Source organism: Xenorhabdus griffiniae, from assembly GCF_001028135.1.
GTDB classification, from domain to species: domain Bacteria; phylum Pseudomonadota; class Gammaproteobacteria; order Enterobacterales; family Enterobacteriaceae; genus Xenorhabdus; species Xenorhabdus bakwenae.
Window position 1 is genome coordinate 11,577 of record NZ_LDNM01000005.1, and the last position, 14,917, is coordinate 26,493.

The following is a 14,917-nucleotide window of genomic DNA, read 5'->3' on the forward strand; positions in this document are numbered from 1 at the left end:
TATCGGTAATAAAATTACCACTATTGACAGACTTTTTATAGTAAATACTATCCTTGAGCGCGCTTAACAAGTGCGCTTTTTTTTATTTGCTACTTAACTAACTTATATAAAATGTAGTAAGTGAATGAGTACGGTGATAATTTAAAATGACAGAATCAAATAAATCAACTAGCCAGAATAACTTCCCGGTTCTCAATGATGAATCATATCGTGATATCGTTTCAGATATAGCTCAATTTGGCCTTTCGTCCAGTGCAGACAGAACTGGTATTGGCACAATCGGGCTTTGCTTCATTCCAAGTTTTTATCACTTGGACGGTGGCATTATTCCAATGATCTCCGGTAAAACGGTTAACCAAAAGCCATTATTGGTAGAACTTGAATGGTATTTCAAAGGGCTTACCAACATTCACTTCCTCAATGAGAATGGTGTATCAATTTGGGATCAGTGGGCTGACGAAAATGGTGATCTCGGCCCCGTTTATGGGAAACAGTGGCGCAAATGGCGTGATACTCGTGTTGTTACGCCTGAACAATATGAGCAAATTAAAGATCGTGGGTATGCCATTGAGGGAATTCTGACAGATGGACGCTTAGCTATAACCCGTCAAATCGACCAGTTACAACGCATCGTTGACAATCTGCGTAATGATCCTGAAAACCGACGTAATATCATGACAGCATGGAACGTAGGTGAGCTGGAAGATATGAAACTTCCGCCTTGCCATTTTGCGTTTGGTGCATGGAGCCGTGAAACTGATCCGGTTACTCGTCTGGTAATGGCATTCCGCATTGGCGTCAATCACATTGAGCATGATATTGACTCAAAATACGCTAACTTTGCTCTGGCGATTAAGCCAATAATGGAAAGAGATAGTGTAAATTATGATGACTTCATATCGAGCCTTACTCATGAATGGCTTGATCATCACAATATCCCCCGTCGTGTACTGAATACAGGTATGGTGCAACGTAGTGTTGATACTTTCGTTGGTATGCCTTTTAACATTGCGGGTTATAGCATTATTACCCACTATCTCGCTCATATTACCGATCACATGGCCTGTAACTTCACTCACTTTGGGTTTGATGTTCACCTGTATAACAACCACGAAGATGGTGTAAACACTTATCTAAGCCGCTCTGACATGTCGGATAACAACCCGATTGTTGTTTTCCCTGACTCATGGAAAGAACTGAATGATTTTAATTGGCAAGGGATCAAGATTTGCGGTTACAAATCTCACCCGTGGATCAAAGTGCCTGTAGCGAAATAAGGATATTTCACCATGCAACCCCTAGTTATATGCACCATTGACGGTGTACTTTCTGACAACACTAACCGTTTTCACCTGATGAAAGAGGGAAGCATTATTGAGTATAACGAACGGCATGAGCGTGATGAGGCAATTATCGCGTCCATTCGTATGCTTAAAGGCTTCCAGCGTACCGGTTGTGACATTCTCATTGTTGACGACCGCCCTGCCGAATATATGGAGCAAACAGAAAGTTGGCTTAAAGAGTACGGTGTATTCTTTGACTACCTGTATTTACCATCACCAAAACAATCCGGTCGTAGCTTTAAAATGAAAGCAGTAAAAGAACATTTAAATGAAAACGGTGGTCAGATTATTGCTGTCCTGTGTACTGAACGACAGGATGAGCACGATTTTCGTAACCACCCACATCGCCCTACCGTTTATACAGTTTCGAGGGGTGCGATGTGATCTCATTAATTGCTGCGGTAGCGAAGAACAACGGAATAGGTATTAACAACACCTTACCGTGGCACAGCCCGCGTGATTTGAAACTGTTCAAGCAGAGAACTCTTGGCGAAATTGTGGTAATGGGAAGAAAAACGGCTGAAAGTCTGGGGAAGCCATTAAAGGATCGCATTAATTTTGTCCTGTCACGTAACCCTAACCGTGTACCAGCCGGATTTTCAATTATCCGTGACGCTAATGAGGTGAAAGCATTAGCCGAATTTCATGCGGTGTACATCATTGGTGGTGCTGAAATCTATCGTCAGTTTATTAATATTGCCGACCGAGCTTTTATTTCCCACATAGAAGTCGATGCCATTGATGCCGATACATTCTTTCCGATGGATGAGCTGAAAGTCGCATTTGGTCGCCGTCTGACCCTCAATTACTACGATGAACTGGAAAATGAGCCTGCTTTTGACCATGTGATGTATTGGAAGCAAACACCATGAAACCTATATTTCGACTTGGCTTAACAGGAGCACAGGGTACAGGAAAAAGTACTCTGGCTAAAACCTTTTCAGAACAGACAGGTATTCGTTATTTTGATGCCAATGTACGCGGTATTCTCAAACGCAACGGATTTGATTGTCGTTCTGAAATGACGCTTAAACAGTATTTCAATATGCAGGAGACAGTTGCTCATGAATTGTATAGCAGCTATCCCGATGAGAGCTTTATAACAGATCGCACGCCTGTTGATGTAATGGCCTTTACGCTGGCTTATGTACCACCAACTATTGTTGAAGCCTCAGAGGACGGTAAGTCTGTTGAGCTTTCTCTGAACGATATCTTAACCCAATCACGGTTGGCAGTAGCTCGTCATTTCTCCCACGTTATTTTGGTGCATGGCGGCTTTAAGGTCGATGAAGAAAATATGAAGCGCAAAGATAGAGCTTCAATGCATTTGGGTTATCGAATGAAACTGGAAAGTCTCATAGAGGGTGAAATTGGTCGATTTTCTAATTTTACAAACACAAAAAATGTTGAGTTTCGCATGATCCCTCGTGATATGACTGAACTTCAACGTCGTGTCAGTTCGTTGATTGGGGTGTACAACCGCTATATCGACTCATTTAATTACGAAACCAGTACCGTTCATTAATCCTTTTATGCCTGTGTGGTTAGTTGAAAATTAGCTGACCACACAACGGAGATTTAAAGCATGTCAGAAGCTATTAACAATGACGAAGCAACACGATCAGAAGATGAGTTGATTGATTTGCGAGAAGAGATAGATCGCAAGGCACTAGTGGCTATTGAAAATATTGTAGGTCGATTTGAGAAGAACATGATTACAAGGCGTGAGGCATTTGTTGGAGTATCTGCCGTATTCGATTCTGTGCAAGGTCTGGTTAGCCGTGAAGTCGGAGAAACACTGAATGTTGTTTTCACCGAAATGCAGAAATCCAATAAGCAAGATAAGTTCCCTATGGTATTCGCGCACAAGGGGACAGTAGTGATTTTGAAACTGGATATGTTCTGCCACACATTAACTTCTATGATAGTCACTGGTTCAGGCCAAAAAGCGGAGAAATCAGAATCATTTGAGAATGAACCGGACGCATTGAAAGCAGCTATTTCTAAGGCTATGACGTTTAGTAAAAATGGGGCGATCCGACTATGACAAAAATAGCCGTTGGGCTTGATCTTGAAACTACGGGGTTAGAATACGCTGACGGGCATCGTATCTTTGAAATTGCATTATGTGCTCGTGATTTGGCTACAGGCGCAGTTATTAAAGATCTTGCTATGCGTTTTAATCCACGGAGGGAAATATCAGCCAAAGCACAGGAAATTACGGGTGTTAGGTTGTCTGACTTGGTTGCAGAACCGCTGTTTGAGAGCAAATGCCACTCTATTGCCGCAATATTGAATAATGCCACAGTGATTGTGGCACATAACGGATTAGGGTTTGATAAACCGTTTATTGACCATGAAATGAGACTGAACGGTGTGACACTGAGACAAGATCTCATCTGGATGGATACTATGCTTCACGGCCTATGGGCTACACAGGATGGTAAACGCCCGACCTTACGTGAATTAGCTTTTGCGCTTGGCTTTGAATACGACGAAGAAAAGGCACATGGTGCTTTGTATGATACTCAGCTTATGATGGATTGTTTTTTCATTGCTCGGTTGAAATACGGGTTATTTCGATTACCAGATGAAAATTGTATAAAATTTAGTTAAAGCCAGCCTCTCTTGGCTCCAGTTCAAGGCTTGACTATTTGGAGGGCGTTTTTAACAAATCTATGTACAGGCTCCCGTTTTGTTTTTTTCATCTCACACACTCCCTGTGTTGTTGTGAATGAATACCCGCTTCTCATCCGTGAGTAACGGGTATTCGACTACTTTGTTAATCCGTTAACGTAATTTTATTAACCCTTTTTAAAGCCGGGCTTACCATTTTTGGCTCGCCATTCTTTAACTGTTTTCAAAATGCCTGCCGGAGAGTCATCCTCACCATCATTAGGATGATAGATCAGGCCATTCCCACGAGGATGCTCCGATAATTTAACGAAATGTCTAACCCATGATTTGTGTTCTTCCTCACTGGAAGCCTCTACATTACAAATCACCTGTAACAACTTTAAAAACTCAGCTTCGGTGTAATCACTGATACTGTTTTTCTGTTCCATGTTTATTTTCCTCTGTGAATATCAATATGGCGCTTAGGCGTTGTAACGCGAATATTATCAATATCATAAACACCACCACCTTCACTGATTGGCTTAACGTGATGAAGTTCAAATGTTTCTCGTCCACCGACTTGTTCTTCTGGAATAGGGTAAGGCGCATAGCCTTTCTCTATTAACTTTTGATTACTTTTACTAAACTGCTTAGCTAACTCAGGATCTTTCGATACCTCTTCCCAGAACTGCTTCCGGAAGTCATCAAAGTTATTAAACTTCTTACCCCGCAGTTTATCCGCAATCCGGTCAGGAATAGGCACACCGGATCCTTTACCCGCATCATGAAGCCATTTGTCACCGACTTTCTGACCTTTCCCTGTGGCGGTACCCGGCTGCTTACGCTTCTCATCCCGTTTTGTCTTGACCTTATCCTCAGCGGCTTTTTTTTCTTCTTCCGCCTTTTTAGCCTCAACATAAGGCTTTATCCACCATTCCTTCCGCGTCACCGAAATATAAACCGGCAGATGGTCATCTCCGAAATCAATAAACGCATGGTGGGTTTTTCCGCTGTCCGGCTGAGGAAGATAATGCTCTGCGGCCGGAAATTTCACACTTTCTGAGGGAGTAACCGGCTTACCGGATGGTGACACCATTTTTATCCGCAGCGGTTTCATACCAGGAACAACCTTTGCGGTATACACATTCGGTTTTTTCGTTTTTTGTGCCGTGATGACAGGAATATTCGCATTTCCAGCCAGTGTGAGTGCAACTGTATGTTCCTGCTTAACAGCATCGACAACACCCTGCGCCACAACCATTGCGGGAACGTTTTTTTTCCCTCTGATATCTTCCGGTTTTACCGTGGTGACCAGTTCAGACGGCAGCGTGACAACCATATCTGCCTGACTCAGATTGATAAATCTTGCCCGGTTTAAATCAATAAGGCTGGTGCCCTGATATAACTCGGCGTTCCCCATTTTAGTCGGCCACAATAATGTGGCAAGACCGGTTATCCGCCCTGCCAGTGGTAATGCCTCTCTTAACCCTGCCAGAAGTGGACTGAAATCGAAAGACTGAATCCATGATGCAATGGTTGCGGCCAAGGTGCCGTTAACCGGGAATATTAATGCACTCCGGCCGACAGCTGCTGCGGCACTGCTGAGATATACCATCCGCTCCGGCTCCTTGCGTGCCTCATTCAGATATTCTTTCAGAATGGATGGGCGGTTGTAGCTGGGATAAAGGAACACGTTAAAATTATCAATAGACGGCCATTCGTCATTATCCCGGGAGTCACTGTGCACAGTAATCTTAAGATGGGTAGTGCCGTCTGAAAGGTCTTGTTTATCTGACATAAAAACTCCTTTTTTTATTTAAAAGTCCGTTTAAATATACTGTATATATTAACAGCATAAGTGAACTATAAACCGCACCGCACAGAATGTCAAAATCCTTCCGGTAAAATATCTTTATTTTTTTAATTAACCCGAATTCTGGATAAGAAATTGACGAGAAGCCTGTTCCGGGAGCAAAGTTTTGGTGCACACCAAAAACCGCTCCGAGGTGGAACAGGCTATGGACAAGTTAGTTGAAGTTTTCTGTGATGTCGATGATTTTTGCCGTTTTTTCATCCCTCAATGGGAACAATTTTGTCTCGATAGCGGGCATCGTTTACGCCGCCGACAAGGTCATATGTACCCCAGTGAAATCATGACCCTTTTGATCCTTTTTCATATGTCGCATTACCGTGATTTTAAACATTTTTATCTAGAGCATATTTGGAAATATCACCATAAGGATTTTCCAACCTTGCTCAGCTATCCTCGCTTTGTCAGTGTGGCTTCTTCCGTTCTGGTGCCACTATGCAGCTATCTGACTCAATTAAAAGGGAAACCCACAGGCATTGCTTTTATTGATTCCACCAGTTTGAGTGTCTGCCATAACATTCGCATCCCTCGACATAAAGTCTTTGCGGGGATAGCAAAGCGCGGATATACGCTAGTTTTCCGAAAAGATAATTATCTTCGACATCAAATTCAATCGTTCCGATATAACCTTTATAAGTCAGGTGCTTCATAGCCAATCTACCTTTTTAAATACCATCAAAGATGAAATCTATTGCAGCCTTAACCCGGTTACGGTATTGCGTAGCATCGCAAAATTCAGCACCCAAGGCACGAACAGATATACTTGCCATTTCATGAGTCATTACAGCATATTCTTTGTCGTCTATAAGTCTGACAAGGGGAATTATACGATCTGGACGACGGTTGTCTGGATATTTTTCAATGGGCAATAGTGGAATAACAATTCTGCGGTTTAACTGCCCTATAATGTCGCTCGTTACGTCCAGTAACAGTGGGTAAACGGCAGTTCTTCCAGTATTACGATAAACGGTGAATTGCATAGTTAAAACGTCCTGTATTCATCACTGAAACAACCATGTTCATCATGGAAACGGTTTAATGCCTCCAAAGCTTCTGTGTTCTCTTCTTGCCATTTCCTTGCCTCATAATGACGTAATTCTGTATCTAGAGCAGCAGAAAGTGTTGCACTAAAGTTAATTCCCGCTTCACGTGCCCGATTCAGTAAACCTCGTTCAATAGTCATTGTTACGCTCTGTGTATTGCGTTGTTTTGCTGTCATGATTTATCTCCATCATTAATTATACGTGCATATTACACGTGCATATACACGGAGTATAGTTCTAAAAAGACCAGAGCTTCGGTGATAGTACAATTTGTTCATTAGCTTAGTAGTTTTAACTGTGTTTAGGACTCGGTAGATTAGAGTTTCACCTGATATGTATTTAGGTAGATCCATTATGAGACAATCAGCAAGAGCAGAAAAAGTGGATAAATGCGAGCAGTTATAACTACTCGGTCACTACATTTGCCTATTATTTCAACTTCATCGCCTAATCAATTTGGTCATAATTACTTAAAAAGTAGTACGTTAAATGTTAAAGGAAAAAATAAAGTGACTATGAATACTGAAACACAAGCAAACACTTCAAGCGATCTGTCTTTAGATGAAATGTTAGCAATTCTTGACTCAGAAGGCGTTGATTCTAAATCTGAAACAGTCACTTTTAAAAACGATGTAGGCGGGTTGAGTGAGCTGGATAAATTGAGTACAGAGTTGGAAAATCTAGATGTGAAAGACATCTCTGATGCTATCCGGCTTGAAGGTTTACCTGTTGTTAACGGTAAGATGGAAACTTTGGTAATTTCAAAACTACTAGGATCTATTTCTGAACCAGTTGATCTGAATTCCTACGCAGAAGAAGATAATTTAGAGGCAACTCTGGCTGCGCTGTCTGATGAGATTGTCACAGACACACCTTCAATTGACCCTATCGAACCAGAAATAAAAATCAAACCTGCTCGCCAAAAGGCGATTCGTAGACGTGAAACAGTCGTGCGCCCCCGTTTCCAGCTATCTGATTTAACCACTGAAGATTGCGAAAAACTTGGTGTAACAAAAGAGGTCATGATAGAAGCGGTTGATAAGTGTCCGGTTAAGGCGAAAGACAAAGTACTTAACTTAGCTCAGTGGGCATTACGTGGTAACGAACTGTCAGTATATACGCAGTTAGGGATTGAATGTTTAATCAAGAACAATACGGCATCATCTGAAATTTTCCGTATTTACATGATGAGCAACCCGACTCGACCTTATCCAACTACAACTGCTGGCACTCAGGCAGGTCAGTTAATGGCTGTATTGCCAGCTATGGGTATTGCTGACCGTATTGGAAAGAATGTGACATTGAAAACGGATAGCCCTCTGGTAAGGATGTTCAGAGAACAATTCTCTCAGTAAACAGAATCTCCTGAGGGGACGTATTATGATTATTTAATACGTTTCCTTATCTAACTGTCAAAAACGTATCACAATCGATTATAAACGTGTTCCCGACAAACAAATCAACACTTGAAGATCAGATCACTTGTTATAAAATTATTATTTTTAATAGGTATGTGAATACACATGGGAACAGCAACAACAGTTAAGACTCGGAAAAGAGATAAATCACTAAAGGATTTATGGCGGACACCTCGATGGTGTGTCACTGCCACCGAGATCATTCTCTCGCTGAAATTTGACGTGGATATTGCCTGTAACAAAGAGAATGCATTATTTGAGAAGTTTATAGGCGTTGAAAAGGATGCTCTGAAATGTAGTTGGGGAATGTCAGGCACGAAAGCCTTTCTAAATCCTCCATATTCCAAAATTGAACCGTGGATTGATGCCGCCATTCGTGAGCAAATTCAGGGAGTAACTACGGTTATGTTGATCCCTCAGTCCATTGATACCAAGTGGTATTTGAAAGCTAGAAAATTCGCCAATGAGATTGTGATGATTGTTGGTGGTCGTGTGGCGTTTTTGGAGCCAGATGTAACGCTGGGATTAAAAGAAAGCCGCATGAACACTGGCGGCAGTATGCTGGTGGTTTTTCGTGGCTATTCCGGTGGTATTGGCTGTATTAACCGAGAAATTGAAATTGAAGTCATGAAGACAATCGGTGGTTATGTTCCGCCTGTCAGAGCAAAACGTACAGTTAAATCTATATCCAAAAAAGAGAAAGCCGCAGCTTAGTTTTAGTAGCCTTGCTCCCATATATATTTAATAGATTTTTATTAAAATCACTTAAAGAAATACATATAGATATTATAGGAGCACGGCATTAGAAAAACTGCGTAAATGATGATACCTGCGGAGATAAAATAATGTCAGAACCTTTTAATGTAGTTGCTTTCGTTGAAACTGATTTCACTGCCCATGTACGTGAACGACTTCAAGATAAAGGTCAGTCTTTTGAGCTGGCGGAATGGGCTTTTAGGTGTATTGAAACTGGTGAGAACAAAGACAATATGCGGCAATTGGTTAGTGTGCTGGTCAATGAGGTGTTTTTTCAGCGTAAAATGATCGAAGACATAGATAACTTTATAAGAAACAACTAAAAGTTCTGTTTGAAGTTTAAGATTTCATACAATTAATACAATAACTCGCTATAGGTTAGTGCAAACCGTCGTATACTCCGCCGATAACGATGCTTTTATTGATGCTTTTAAAAGTGCTATTATAAGACATTAAAAATGCAGTTAACTGTGGGGTTCAATATGGCATACCAGATATTAACGACGATAGCGGCCAGCATTACTGATTTAAAACGTAATCCAATGGGAACCATTGAAGAAGGGGAAGGTGGGGCAGTTGCTATCCTGAATCGCAATGAACCCGCATTCTATTGTGTTCCTCCTGAACTTTACGCTTATTATCTGGAATTAGCGGAAGATGCAGAATTAAACCGTATTGCAGATGAACGGCTGGCAGATTCTGAATTTGTGAGCGTTAGCCTCGATGATCTATAAACTTGAGTTTGAGAAGCGAGCGCTTAAAGAGTGGAGAAATTTGGGTCACACAATACGGGAGCAACTTAAAAAGAAGTTGGCTGAACGTTTGGAAAATCCTCATGTTCCGGCTTCTCGATTGAGTGGAAGGACTAACCGATATAAGATCAAACTTAAATCGTCAGGATATCGTTTGGTCTATGAGGTAAATGATAACAAAATAGTACTTCTTGTTATTGCTGTTGGAAAACGTGCCGATGATGAGATCTATAAATTAGCAGACAAACGATAAATGAGTCTGAAAACTAATCTGAAGCGCTAATCTAAGTAGCGTTTCATTTTCTAACGGCAATAAAAGTCTAATGACCTTATGGTGGCATAGGATTAGGGAGCTTACGGCTTTAGCAGCTTTCAGCCTTCCATACCAACATGAAGAATCTGTCTTAAAATACGAGAGTCAAATATGCAGAACCTCATTTGGGAGAGGTCGTCCCCGGCATCCATGCAGCTTTTACGAAAAATCGTGGTGTATGGTCTTGGTTGATCCATCAAGGTTAGATAGATCTCTCAAGGACACCGGCTTATTAGCATGGTTAGTTATTAACTCGCTGCCACCATAAACCTGCTTTATCCTCGGTCAAAAAGTCATTCGCCCGTAAGTTTCCGCCTTTTTCATTGGTCTTGAGCGCAATTTATTTGTTTTCAGGGGAGGAAACGCTACCACCTAACCATCATCACCACTTACTGAATAACTGGCGGTATTTATTCAGTCGCTGGGTGACTACCAATGGCGGATGATGATAAATACATATTTTAATGCAATCAATAAGTATATACATACATTTTGAGCGTTAGCTTATAAATAGACCGATAAAGTCTTTGTGCTAAACTGATAAAGTGAGTTATACTATGTTTAAACAACTAAGTTATTTGGAGGCTGCTATGAGTGTAGCAATCAAAAAATGGGGTAATAGTCAGGGCATTATAATTCCAGCAAATATTCTGAGCAAAATAGGTGTAAAAGTTGGTCAAGTCATGGACTTGACTGTAGATGAAGGGAAGATTGTTTTGTCCCCCCGTAAAAGAAAAGCTGTTTATTCAGAAAGTTATTTGCTTTCCGGTTTAAATGAGCATACCGCTCATTCTGATGAGATTGCAAGTGTTTCCAGTACAGAGTTAGGTGAATAATGCTCCCTTATATCCCAAACAGAAACGATATTATTATGCTTGATTTTGAACCAACAAAGGGTAAGGAAATCGGTAAATATCGCCCTGCACTTGTTCTTTCGAGCCATGAATACAGCAAAAAAACAGGGCTTGTGATATGTTGTCCTATCAGCACAAGCATTAGAGGTGGGGCAACGGAAGTTTCGGTTGATAATTTGGATAAACCGAGCGTTGTGGCCTCAAGTCTGATCCAAACGCTGTCATGGAGAGAAAGAAAGTCAAAATTCGTTATCCAAGCTGAACTCGAAGTAATGGATGAAGTTTTAGCTAGAATCATTCCGTTAATAGGGGCTAATGTATTCTTTGAATAAAATCGTTCTAAAAATAATATCCATAACGATAGGTAATTAAATACATATTGAATTTAATGTATTTGTGCTGTTATATTGCCATCGTCATGGAATGATGCGCTCAGCGGCAGCTGTATTACTCAGGATGAGTAAAAATCGGGGTAGTGGGATCAGGTTTTCTGATTCCCTCTCCACCGCTCAAGTGACAAGGTGCCAGTCATTACGTAATTTTCCACATAAATCATTCCTCAATAATACTAATCCCCCTCTTGCGTCCATGTATGGGTGAATAAATAAACCTAAAGTTACTACTGACTCAGTTTCCTGATAACCAAATATTCTAAATAATTTATTTTATAAATTTCCATATGCATAAAAATAGTCTCATTAAGAAAATTTTATTATTTTCATCGAGAGGTAAACAATAAATACAACCGTTTCTGTTTTGAATTCAGATATCCCATCACTGCACATATTCTTCGGGAACAAAGACTGATTTTACATAATGCTCATGGTGGAATAGCCGTATCCAAAAATTCGGTTGCTTGATTGTGGCAGTTATTTTATAACACGCTCACTAAATTCTTTATCAGAGATATCCACAATAATGTTGTCATCACTCATGAATACTTTAGATCGTGTCTTAAACAAACCTAGAACCTCAGACGAAGAAGCGGAGCAATACACCCCTGACCAACTCCTTTCATGGGCACAAGGCTGTATGCTTGAAGGATTACCTGATGATTTTGATGAAGCGTTCATCGAGTGCGAGAGACTACAACGCCCTGATGGTAAAACGGAAATGAAAATCACGCATCAGTTTAAACTTAATGCAGATTCCGCATATGAAACATTTTCCCCAGCAGATGACCTTTATCCTACTCAATGTATAGAGATGGTTCTGACAAAAGAAAATTGGAAGAAAGCTAGGCTGACATTTAATCCAAGAAAGGCTACATTTTCTTGGGAGTAAGTCTCTAAGAAGAACCAGAGTGACTAATGGTGATACGTTTACGAAACCACAGGTGTGACAGTAAACGTGTTTATCATCGATAGGAAGTAAGGTCAAAGGATGGAGGGAATACTTGATAATTACCTCCATCTATATTTGATATTCTCGGCAAATAATAGCTCGTCAAATATGGTGTCAAAACATTACCTATGATTGATCATTTCTATAAGTGTGAATTGACCTGTACCTTTAGTCTTATGAAATCAATTTAATTCAATTAAATCAATTAGATATACTAATTCCGGTATTAAAATAACTAGGTCAATGAAATATCAACAAAAAATCAACTTTCCAATACCAAAAAGTTGATCTACTTGCAGGCTAATTCTTACAGTTTTAAATTCCAATTCTCTAATCTGAATCTATCAATAAGAATCCCAATCCGGCAAGCTCAAATAGAAACAATCCCACCTGATAAACTCAGGCAAATGGCCAACCTAATTCTGCTAGGCAACTGACCAAACCTAATCTTCCAACGGAAAATCTAACAGTAACAATTCAGGCAATTTCCTGAATACGTCAACACCAATAGCTACAGAAAATCAGCAGAGGCAAGATAAGTAGGAATCACCATATTCCAACTATAGAATCAAGGAATGCGCAACAGTAAGATCACTAAGAAAACTAGGTGAATTTCTTATGTTTAAAAATAACAAAATAAGATAAGTATTTAAACTTCAATCAAAATGACAAAGAAGAAAACAAGAGGTGACGGACAATAACCCATACAGTAAGAGAAACCATCAATCCAATAAGACAAAGATTAAAAAGACGGCGGGTTACATCCATACAGGAAGCTACAAGAAACGAATATGTAGAGAGAGTAGTAGCAAGTGGAGTATGTAAGGTAAAAATATAGGAGGGAACGCGTACTTTTCCCGTATTTTTCAACCCTGAACCTCCTCCCCCCTCACTAAGCCTTCGGTGAAACATCTCCCCTCCCCTACGGTAGCATTCGGCAAGAAACGGTAAAATAAGAAACCTCTCCCTATGGGGAACGGTTGCCTACGGCGGCATAATCAACCTATAACAACGAAAGGTCTATTCATTCCATTTCTTCTATTGGTAACCTAAGAAAATAAATAAGAAAACAACTTGAATAACAAATTGTAAAAGTTAAGATAATTACTCCAATAATGGAATTAAATAAACAAGGAGTTGTTATCATGAAAGAGATTACGCGCTCAAACCTCGCTTTCGACATGTACTATTCATCCGGCAAGAATGCAGTCGCCGGTGAGAAAATTGCAGAAATCACCACCATTGTTCGTGATCGCGCTACTGGTGAAGAAGTTACCACCACCACATTCAAACGTATCACTGGTAAAGATCGCAGCCAGAAATTTGATTTAGGTGTTATTCGTTTGAGTCGAGGCAATGATCGGTTCTGTACATCAGTAATCGAACACTATCGCAAAGATGTAGAAGGTCAATTCAAAAAACTGATGATTGAAGTGAGCGACGTGCTGGAAAGCGGCTTAAACAATTCCACATGGATTGGCACTTATGGCCTTCGCATTATGGGTGACATGTCTGCCGAACAATACCTGCCAGAATCAGTCTTGGCATTGGTTGGCAAAAAGCCGATTGAACAACCCACGGCAGAAGTAGGCAAATAACGGTCGATAGATTGATACCTCCGAGGGCGTAGAGTAAAAACTACGCCTTTCTATTTCTTACTGACCCTAACACATTTCCTTTGATGCCTATCTGCTGGTGGCACTATACATCCATCTAAGTGATAATTATTCATTTCCTATAAGTTATACATAACTTTTGAGTTATCATATCTTATAGGTTATACTTTCTTTGGTTAGTTAGGGAAGGAACTACTTTGTGTTTGAACTGATCTTTCATCCTGAAGCACAACAGGAAATATTAGACCTTGATAGCGCTATGCAAGGTAAAGCATTTTCCGCATTGGATAAACTTGAATCTCAAGGTAATCAGTTACGTTACCCCCACACTGATATTATTCAGGATGGTCTGTTTGAGCTGAGAGCAGGTAAAAAGGATATTACACGTACCTTCTTTGCTTTTACTAAAGGTAAAAAAATATATATTTTACGTACGTTTATTAAAAAGACAGCGAAGACACCCCCGGCAGAGATTCAATTAGCATTGAAGAGACTTGAGGAGCTGACAAATGAAAGTTAAAGGTATTCCTTATTCTGAAATAAAGGCAAAAGCATTGCAGAATCCAGATGTAATGGCGGCTTATCTTGCAGAGAAGAAAGAGGAAGAATTGCAAGAACTTTTGGCTGATCTACGCCGCCGAGCTGGTTTAAATAGTACACAGGTTGCTGAACGAATGGGAATAACGCAACCGGCAGTTAGTAAATTGGAAAAAAATGCTCGTAAAGCCAGTATTTCTACTCTTGAGAGATACGCCGCTGCATGTGGGGCAACCATACGTATTGTGATGGGTTAATTCATAGATAGAAGGTTGAACAATAACTGCTGGTTATACCCCTAGTTATGCCATTTTATTGCCGCTAATGTAGCGGCTTTTTACCCACCTCTTTCCCGCAGGCAATGGACCTCTTTCTACCCGGCTACCGCACTTTCCCGTGAAAAACCGTAGAGAGTAGAAGAAAAAATCTATCGCAAAGCTGATGGGAAACTCATT

At 40.5% G+C, this 14,917-nt stretch carries 21 protein-coding genes and 1 pseudogene; 18 read left to right on the top strand and 4 right to left on the bottom strand.

The genetic code is table 11. The annotated features are described in order from the left end of the window. Window positions 1-146 precede the first annotated feature (146 nt). From AAY47_RS01400 to AAY47_RS01425, 6 genes are read left to right on the top strand one after another with little or no spacing between them, the layout of a single operon-like run. Window positions 147-1,277, top strand: coding sequence for a thymidylate synthase (locus AAY47_RS01400; RefSeq protein ID WP_047766464.1), 1,131 nt, complete (start codon window positions 147-149; stop codon window positions 1,275-1,277). Between the two features lie 12 nt (window positions 1,278-1,289). Then, window positions 1,290-1,727, top strand: coding sequence for a hypothetical protein (locus AAY47_RS01405; protein WP_047766465.1), 438 nt, complete (start codon window positions 1,290-1,292; stop codon window positions 1,725-1,727). Further along, window positions 1,724-2,215 carry a dihydrofolate reductase gene (locus AAY47_RS01410; protein WP_047766466.1) on the top strand — a complete coding sequence of 164 codons (492 nt, stop codon included), beginning with the start codon at window positions 1,724-1,726 and terminating at the stop codon, window positions 2,213-2,215. The genes AAY47_RS01405 and AAY47_RS01410 overlap by 4 nt, the downstream gene beginning before the upstream one ends. Further along, window positions 2,212-2,868, top strand: a complete 657-nt coding sequence (locus AAY47_RS19850) for an AAA family ATPase (RefSeq protein WP_053014183.1) — start codon at window positions 2,212-2,214, stop codon at window positions 2,866-2,868. The genes AAY47_RS01410 and AAY47_RS19850 overlap by 4 nt, the downstream gene beginning before the upstream one ends. Window positions 2,869-2,928: 60 nt before the next feature. Next, window positions 2,929-3,390, top strand: a complete 462-nt coding sequence (locus tag AAY47_RS19855) for a hypothetical protein (protein WP_053014184.1) — start codon at window positions 2,929-2,931, stop codon at window positions 3,388-3,390. Further along, window positions 3,387-3,959 carry a 3'-5' exonuclease gene (locus tag AAY47_RS01425; protein WP_047766467.1) on the top strand — a complete coding sequence of 191 codons (573 nt, stop codon included), beginning with the start codon at window positions 3,387-3,389 and terminating at the stop codon, window positions 3,957-3,959. Before AAY47_RS19855 ends, AAY47_RS01425 begins: the two co-directional genes overlap by 4 nt. Window positions 3,960-4,147: 188 nt before the next feature. On the opposite strand, the gene AAY47_RS01430 is transcribed toward AAY47_RS01425, so the two are convergent. Together AAY47_RS01430 and AAY47_RS20250 are read right to left on the bottom strand one after the other, a co-directional pair. Then, window positions 4,148-4,408: a bacteriocin immunity protein gene (locus AAY47_RS01430; protein WP_047766468.1), complete on the bottom strand. Its 261-nt coding sequence runs from the start codon at window positions 4,406-4,408 to the stop codon at window positions 4,148-4,150. 2 nt (window positions 4,409-4,410) lie between these two features. Then, a complete protein-coding gene (locus AAY47_RS20250; protein WP_072059717.1) occupies window positions 4,411-5,757 on the bottom strand; it encodes a colicin-like bacteriocin tRNase domain-containing protein in 1,347 nt (448 codons plus the stop codon). A gap of 220 nt (window positions 5,758-5,977) precedes the next feature. On the opposite strand from AAY47_RS20250, the pseudogene AAY47_RS01440 reads away from it, so the two are divergent. Next, a pseudogene (locus AAY47_RS01440) lies at window positions 5,978-6,394 on the top strand (transposase); the annotation flags it as partial. Window positions 6,395-6,494: 100 nt separating this feature from the next. Here the strand turns inward: AAY47_RS01440 and AAY47_RS01445 are convergent. Next, window positions 6,495-6,809, bottom strand: coding sequence for a CcdB family protein (locus AAY47_RS01445; protein ID WP_047766469.1), 315 nt, complete (start codon window positions 6,807-6,809; stop codon window positions 6,495-6,497). 2 nt (window positions 6,810-6,811) lie between these two features. Beyond that, window positions 6,812-7,048 (bottom strand): type II toxin-antitoxin system CcdA family antitoxin, encoded by a 237-nt coding sequence (locus AAY47_RS01450; protein WP_047766470.1) that lies wholly within the window; start codon window positions 7,046-7,048, stop codon window positions 6,812-6,814. Window positions 7,049-7,387: 339 nt separating this feature from the next. Here AAY47_RS01450 and AAY47_RS19860 point away from each other — a divergent pair, with 339 nt between their 5' ends. The 11 genes from AAY47_RS19860 to AAY47_RS01505 all read left to right on the top strand — a co-directional run bounded on the left by AAY47_RS19860 (window position 7,388) and on the right by AAY47_RS01505 (window position 14,719). After that, a complete protein-coding gene (locus tag AAY47_RS19860) occupies window positions 7,388-8,227 on the top strand; it encodes a hypothetical protein (protein WP_053014185.1) in 840 nt (279 codons plus the stop codon). Between the two features lie 168 nt (window positions 8,228-8,395). After that, window positions 8,396-9,004 (top strand): phage N-6-adenine-methyltransferase, encoded by a 609-nt coding sequence (locus AAY47_RS01460; RefSeq protein ID WP_047766471.1) that lies wholly within the window; start codon window positions 8,396-8,398, stop codon window positions 9,002-9,004. 131 nt (window positions 9,005-9,135) lie between these two features. Continuing rightward, a complete protein-coding gene (locus AAY47_RS01465) occupies window positions 9,136-9,369 on the top strand; it encodes a hypothetical protein (RefSeq protein ID WP_047766472.1) in 234 nt (77 codons plus the stop codon). Between the two features lie 159 nt (window positions 9,370-9,528). Continuing rightward, window positions 9,529-9,780 carry a type II toxin-antitoxin system Phd/YefM family antitoxin gene (locus AAY47_RS01470; protein ID WP_047766473.1) on the top strand — a complete coding sequence of 84 codons (252 nt, stop codon included), beginning with the start codon at window positions 9,529-9,531 and terminating at the stop codon, window positions 9,778-9,780. Further along, window positions 9,770-10,051, top strand: coding sequence for a type II toxin-antitoxin system RelE family toxin (locus AAY47_RS01475; protein WP_047766474.1), 282 nt, complete (start codon window positions 9,770-9,772; stop codon window positions 10,049-10,051). Before AAY47_RS01470 ends, AAY47_RS01475 begins: the two co-directional genes overlap by 11 nt. Before the next feature lie 650 nt (window positions 10,052-10,701). Then, the gene (locus tag AAY47_RS01480; RefSeq protein WP_047766475.1) at window positions 10,702-10,947 is read left to right on the top strand and encodes an AbrB/MazE/SpoVT family DNA-binding domain-containing protein; all 246 of its coding nucleotides are present in this window, start codon (window positions 10,702-10,704) and stop codon (window positions 10,945-10,947) included. Continuing rightward, window positions 10,947-11,297 (top strand): type II toxin-antitoxin system PemK/MazF family toxin, encoded by a 351-nt coding sequence (locus tag AAY47_RS01485; protein WP_047766476.1) that lies wholly within the window; start codon window positions 10,947-10,949, stop codon window positions 11,295-11,297. Before AAY47_RS01480 ends, AAY47_RS01485 begins: the two co-directional genes overlap by 1 nt. Window positions 11,298-11,898: 601 nt before the next feature. Then, window positions 11,899-12,249 (top strand): hypothetical protein, encoded by a 351-nt coding sequence (locus tag AAY47_RS01490; protein ID WP_235428264.1) that lies wholly within the window; start codon window positions 11,899-11,901, stop codon window positions 12,247-12,249. Window positions 12,250-13,454: 1,205 nt separating this feature from the next. Further along, entirely contained in the window at window positions 13,455-13,907 is a 453-nt protein-coding gene (locus AAY47_RS01495; protein WP_047766477.1) for a hypothetical protein, read from the top strand. Window positions 13,908-14,124: 217 nt separating this feature from the next. Further along, window positions 14,125-14,445, top strand: coding sequence for a type II toxin-antitoxin system RelE/ParE family toxin (locus AAY47_RS01500; RefSeq protein ID WP_047766478.1), 321 nt, complete (start codon window positions 14,125-14,127; stop codon window positions 14,443-14,445). Further along, window positions 14,435-14,719, top strand: coding sequence for a helix-turn-helix domain-containing protein (locus AAY47_RS01505; RefSeq protein ID WP_047766479.1), 285 nt, complete (start codon window positions 14,435-14,437; stop codon window positions 14,717-14,719). The genes AAY47_RS01500 and AAY47_RS01505 overlap by 11 nt, the downstream gene beginning before the upstream one ends. The last annotated feature ends 198 nt before the right edge of the window (window positions 14,720-14,917 follow it).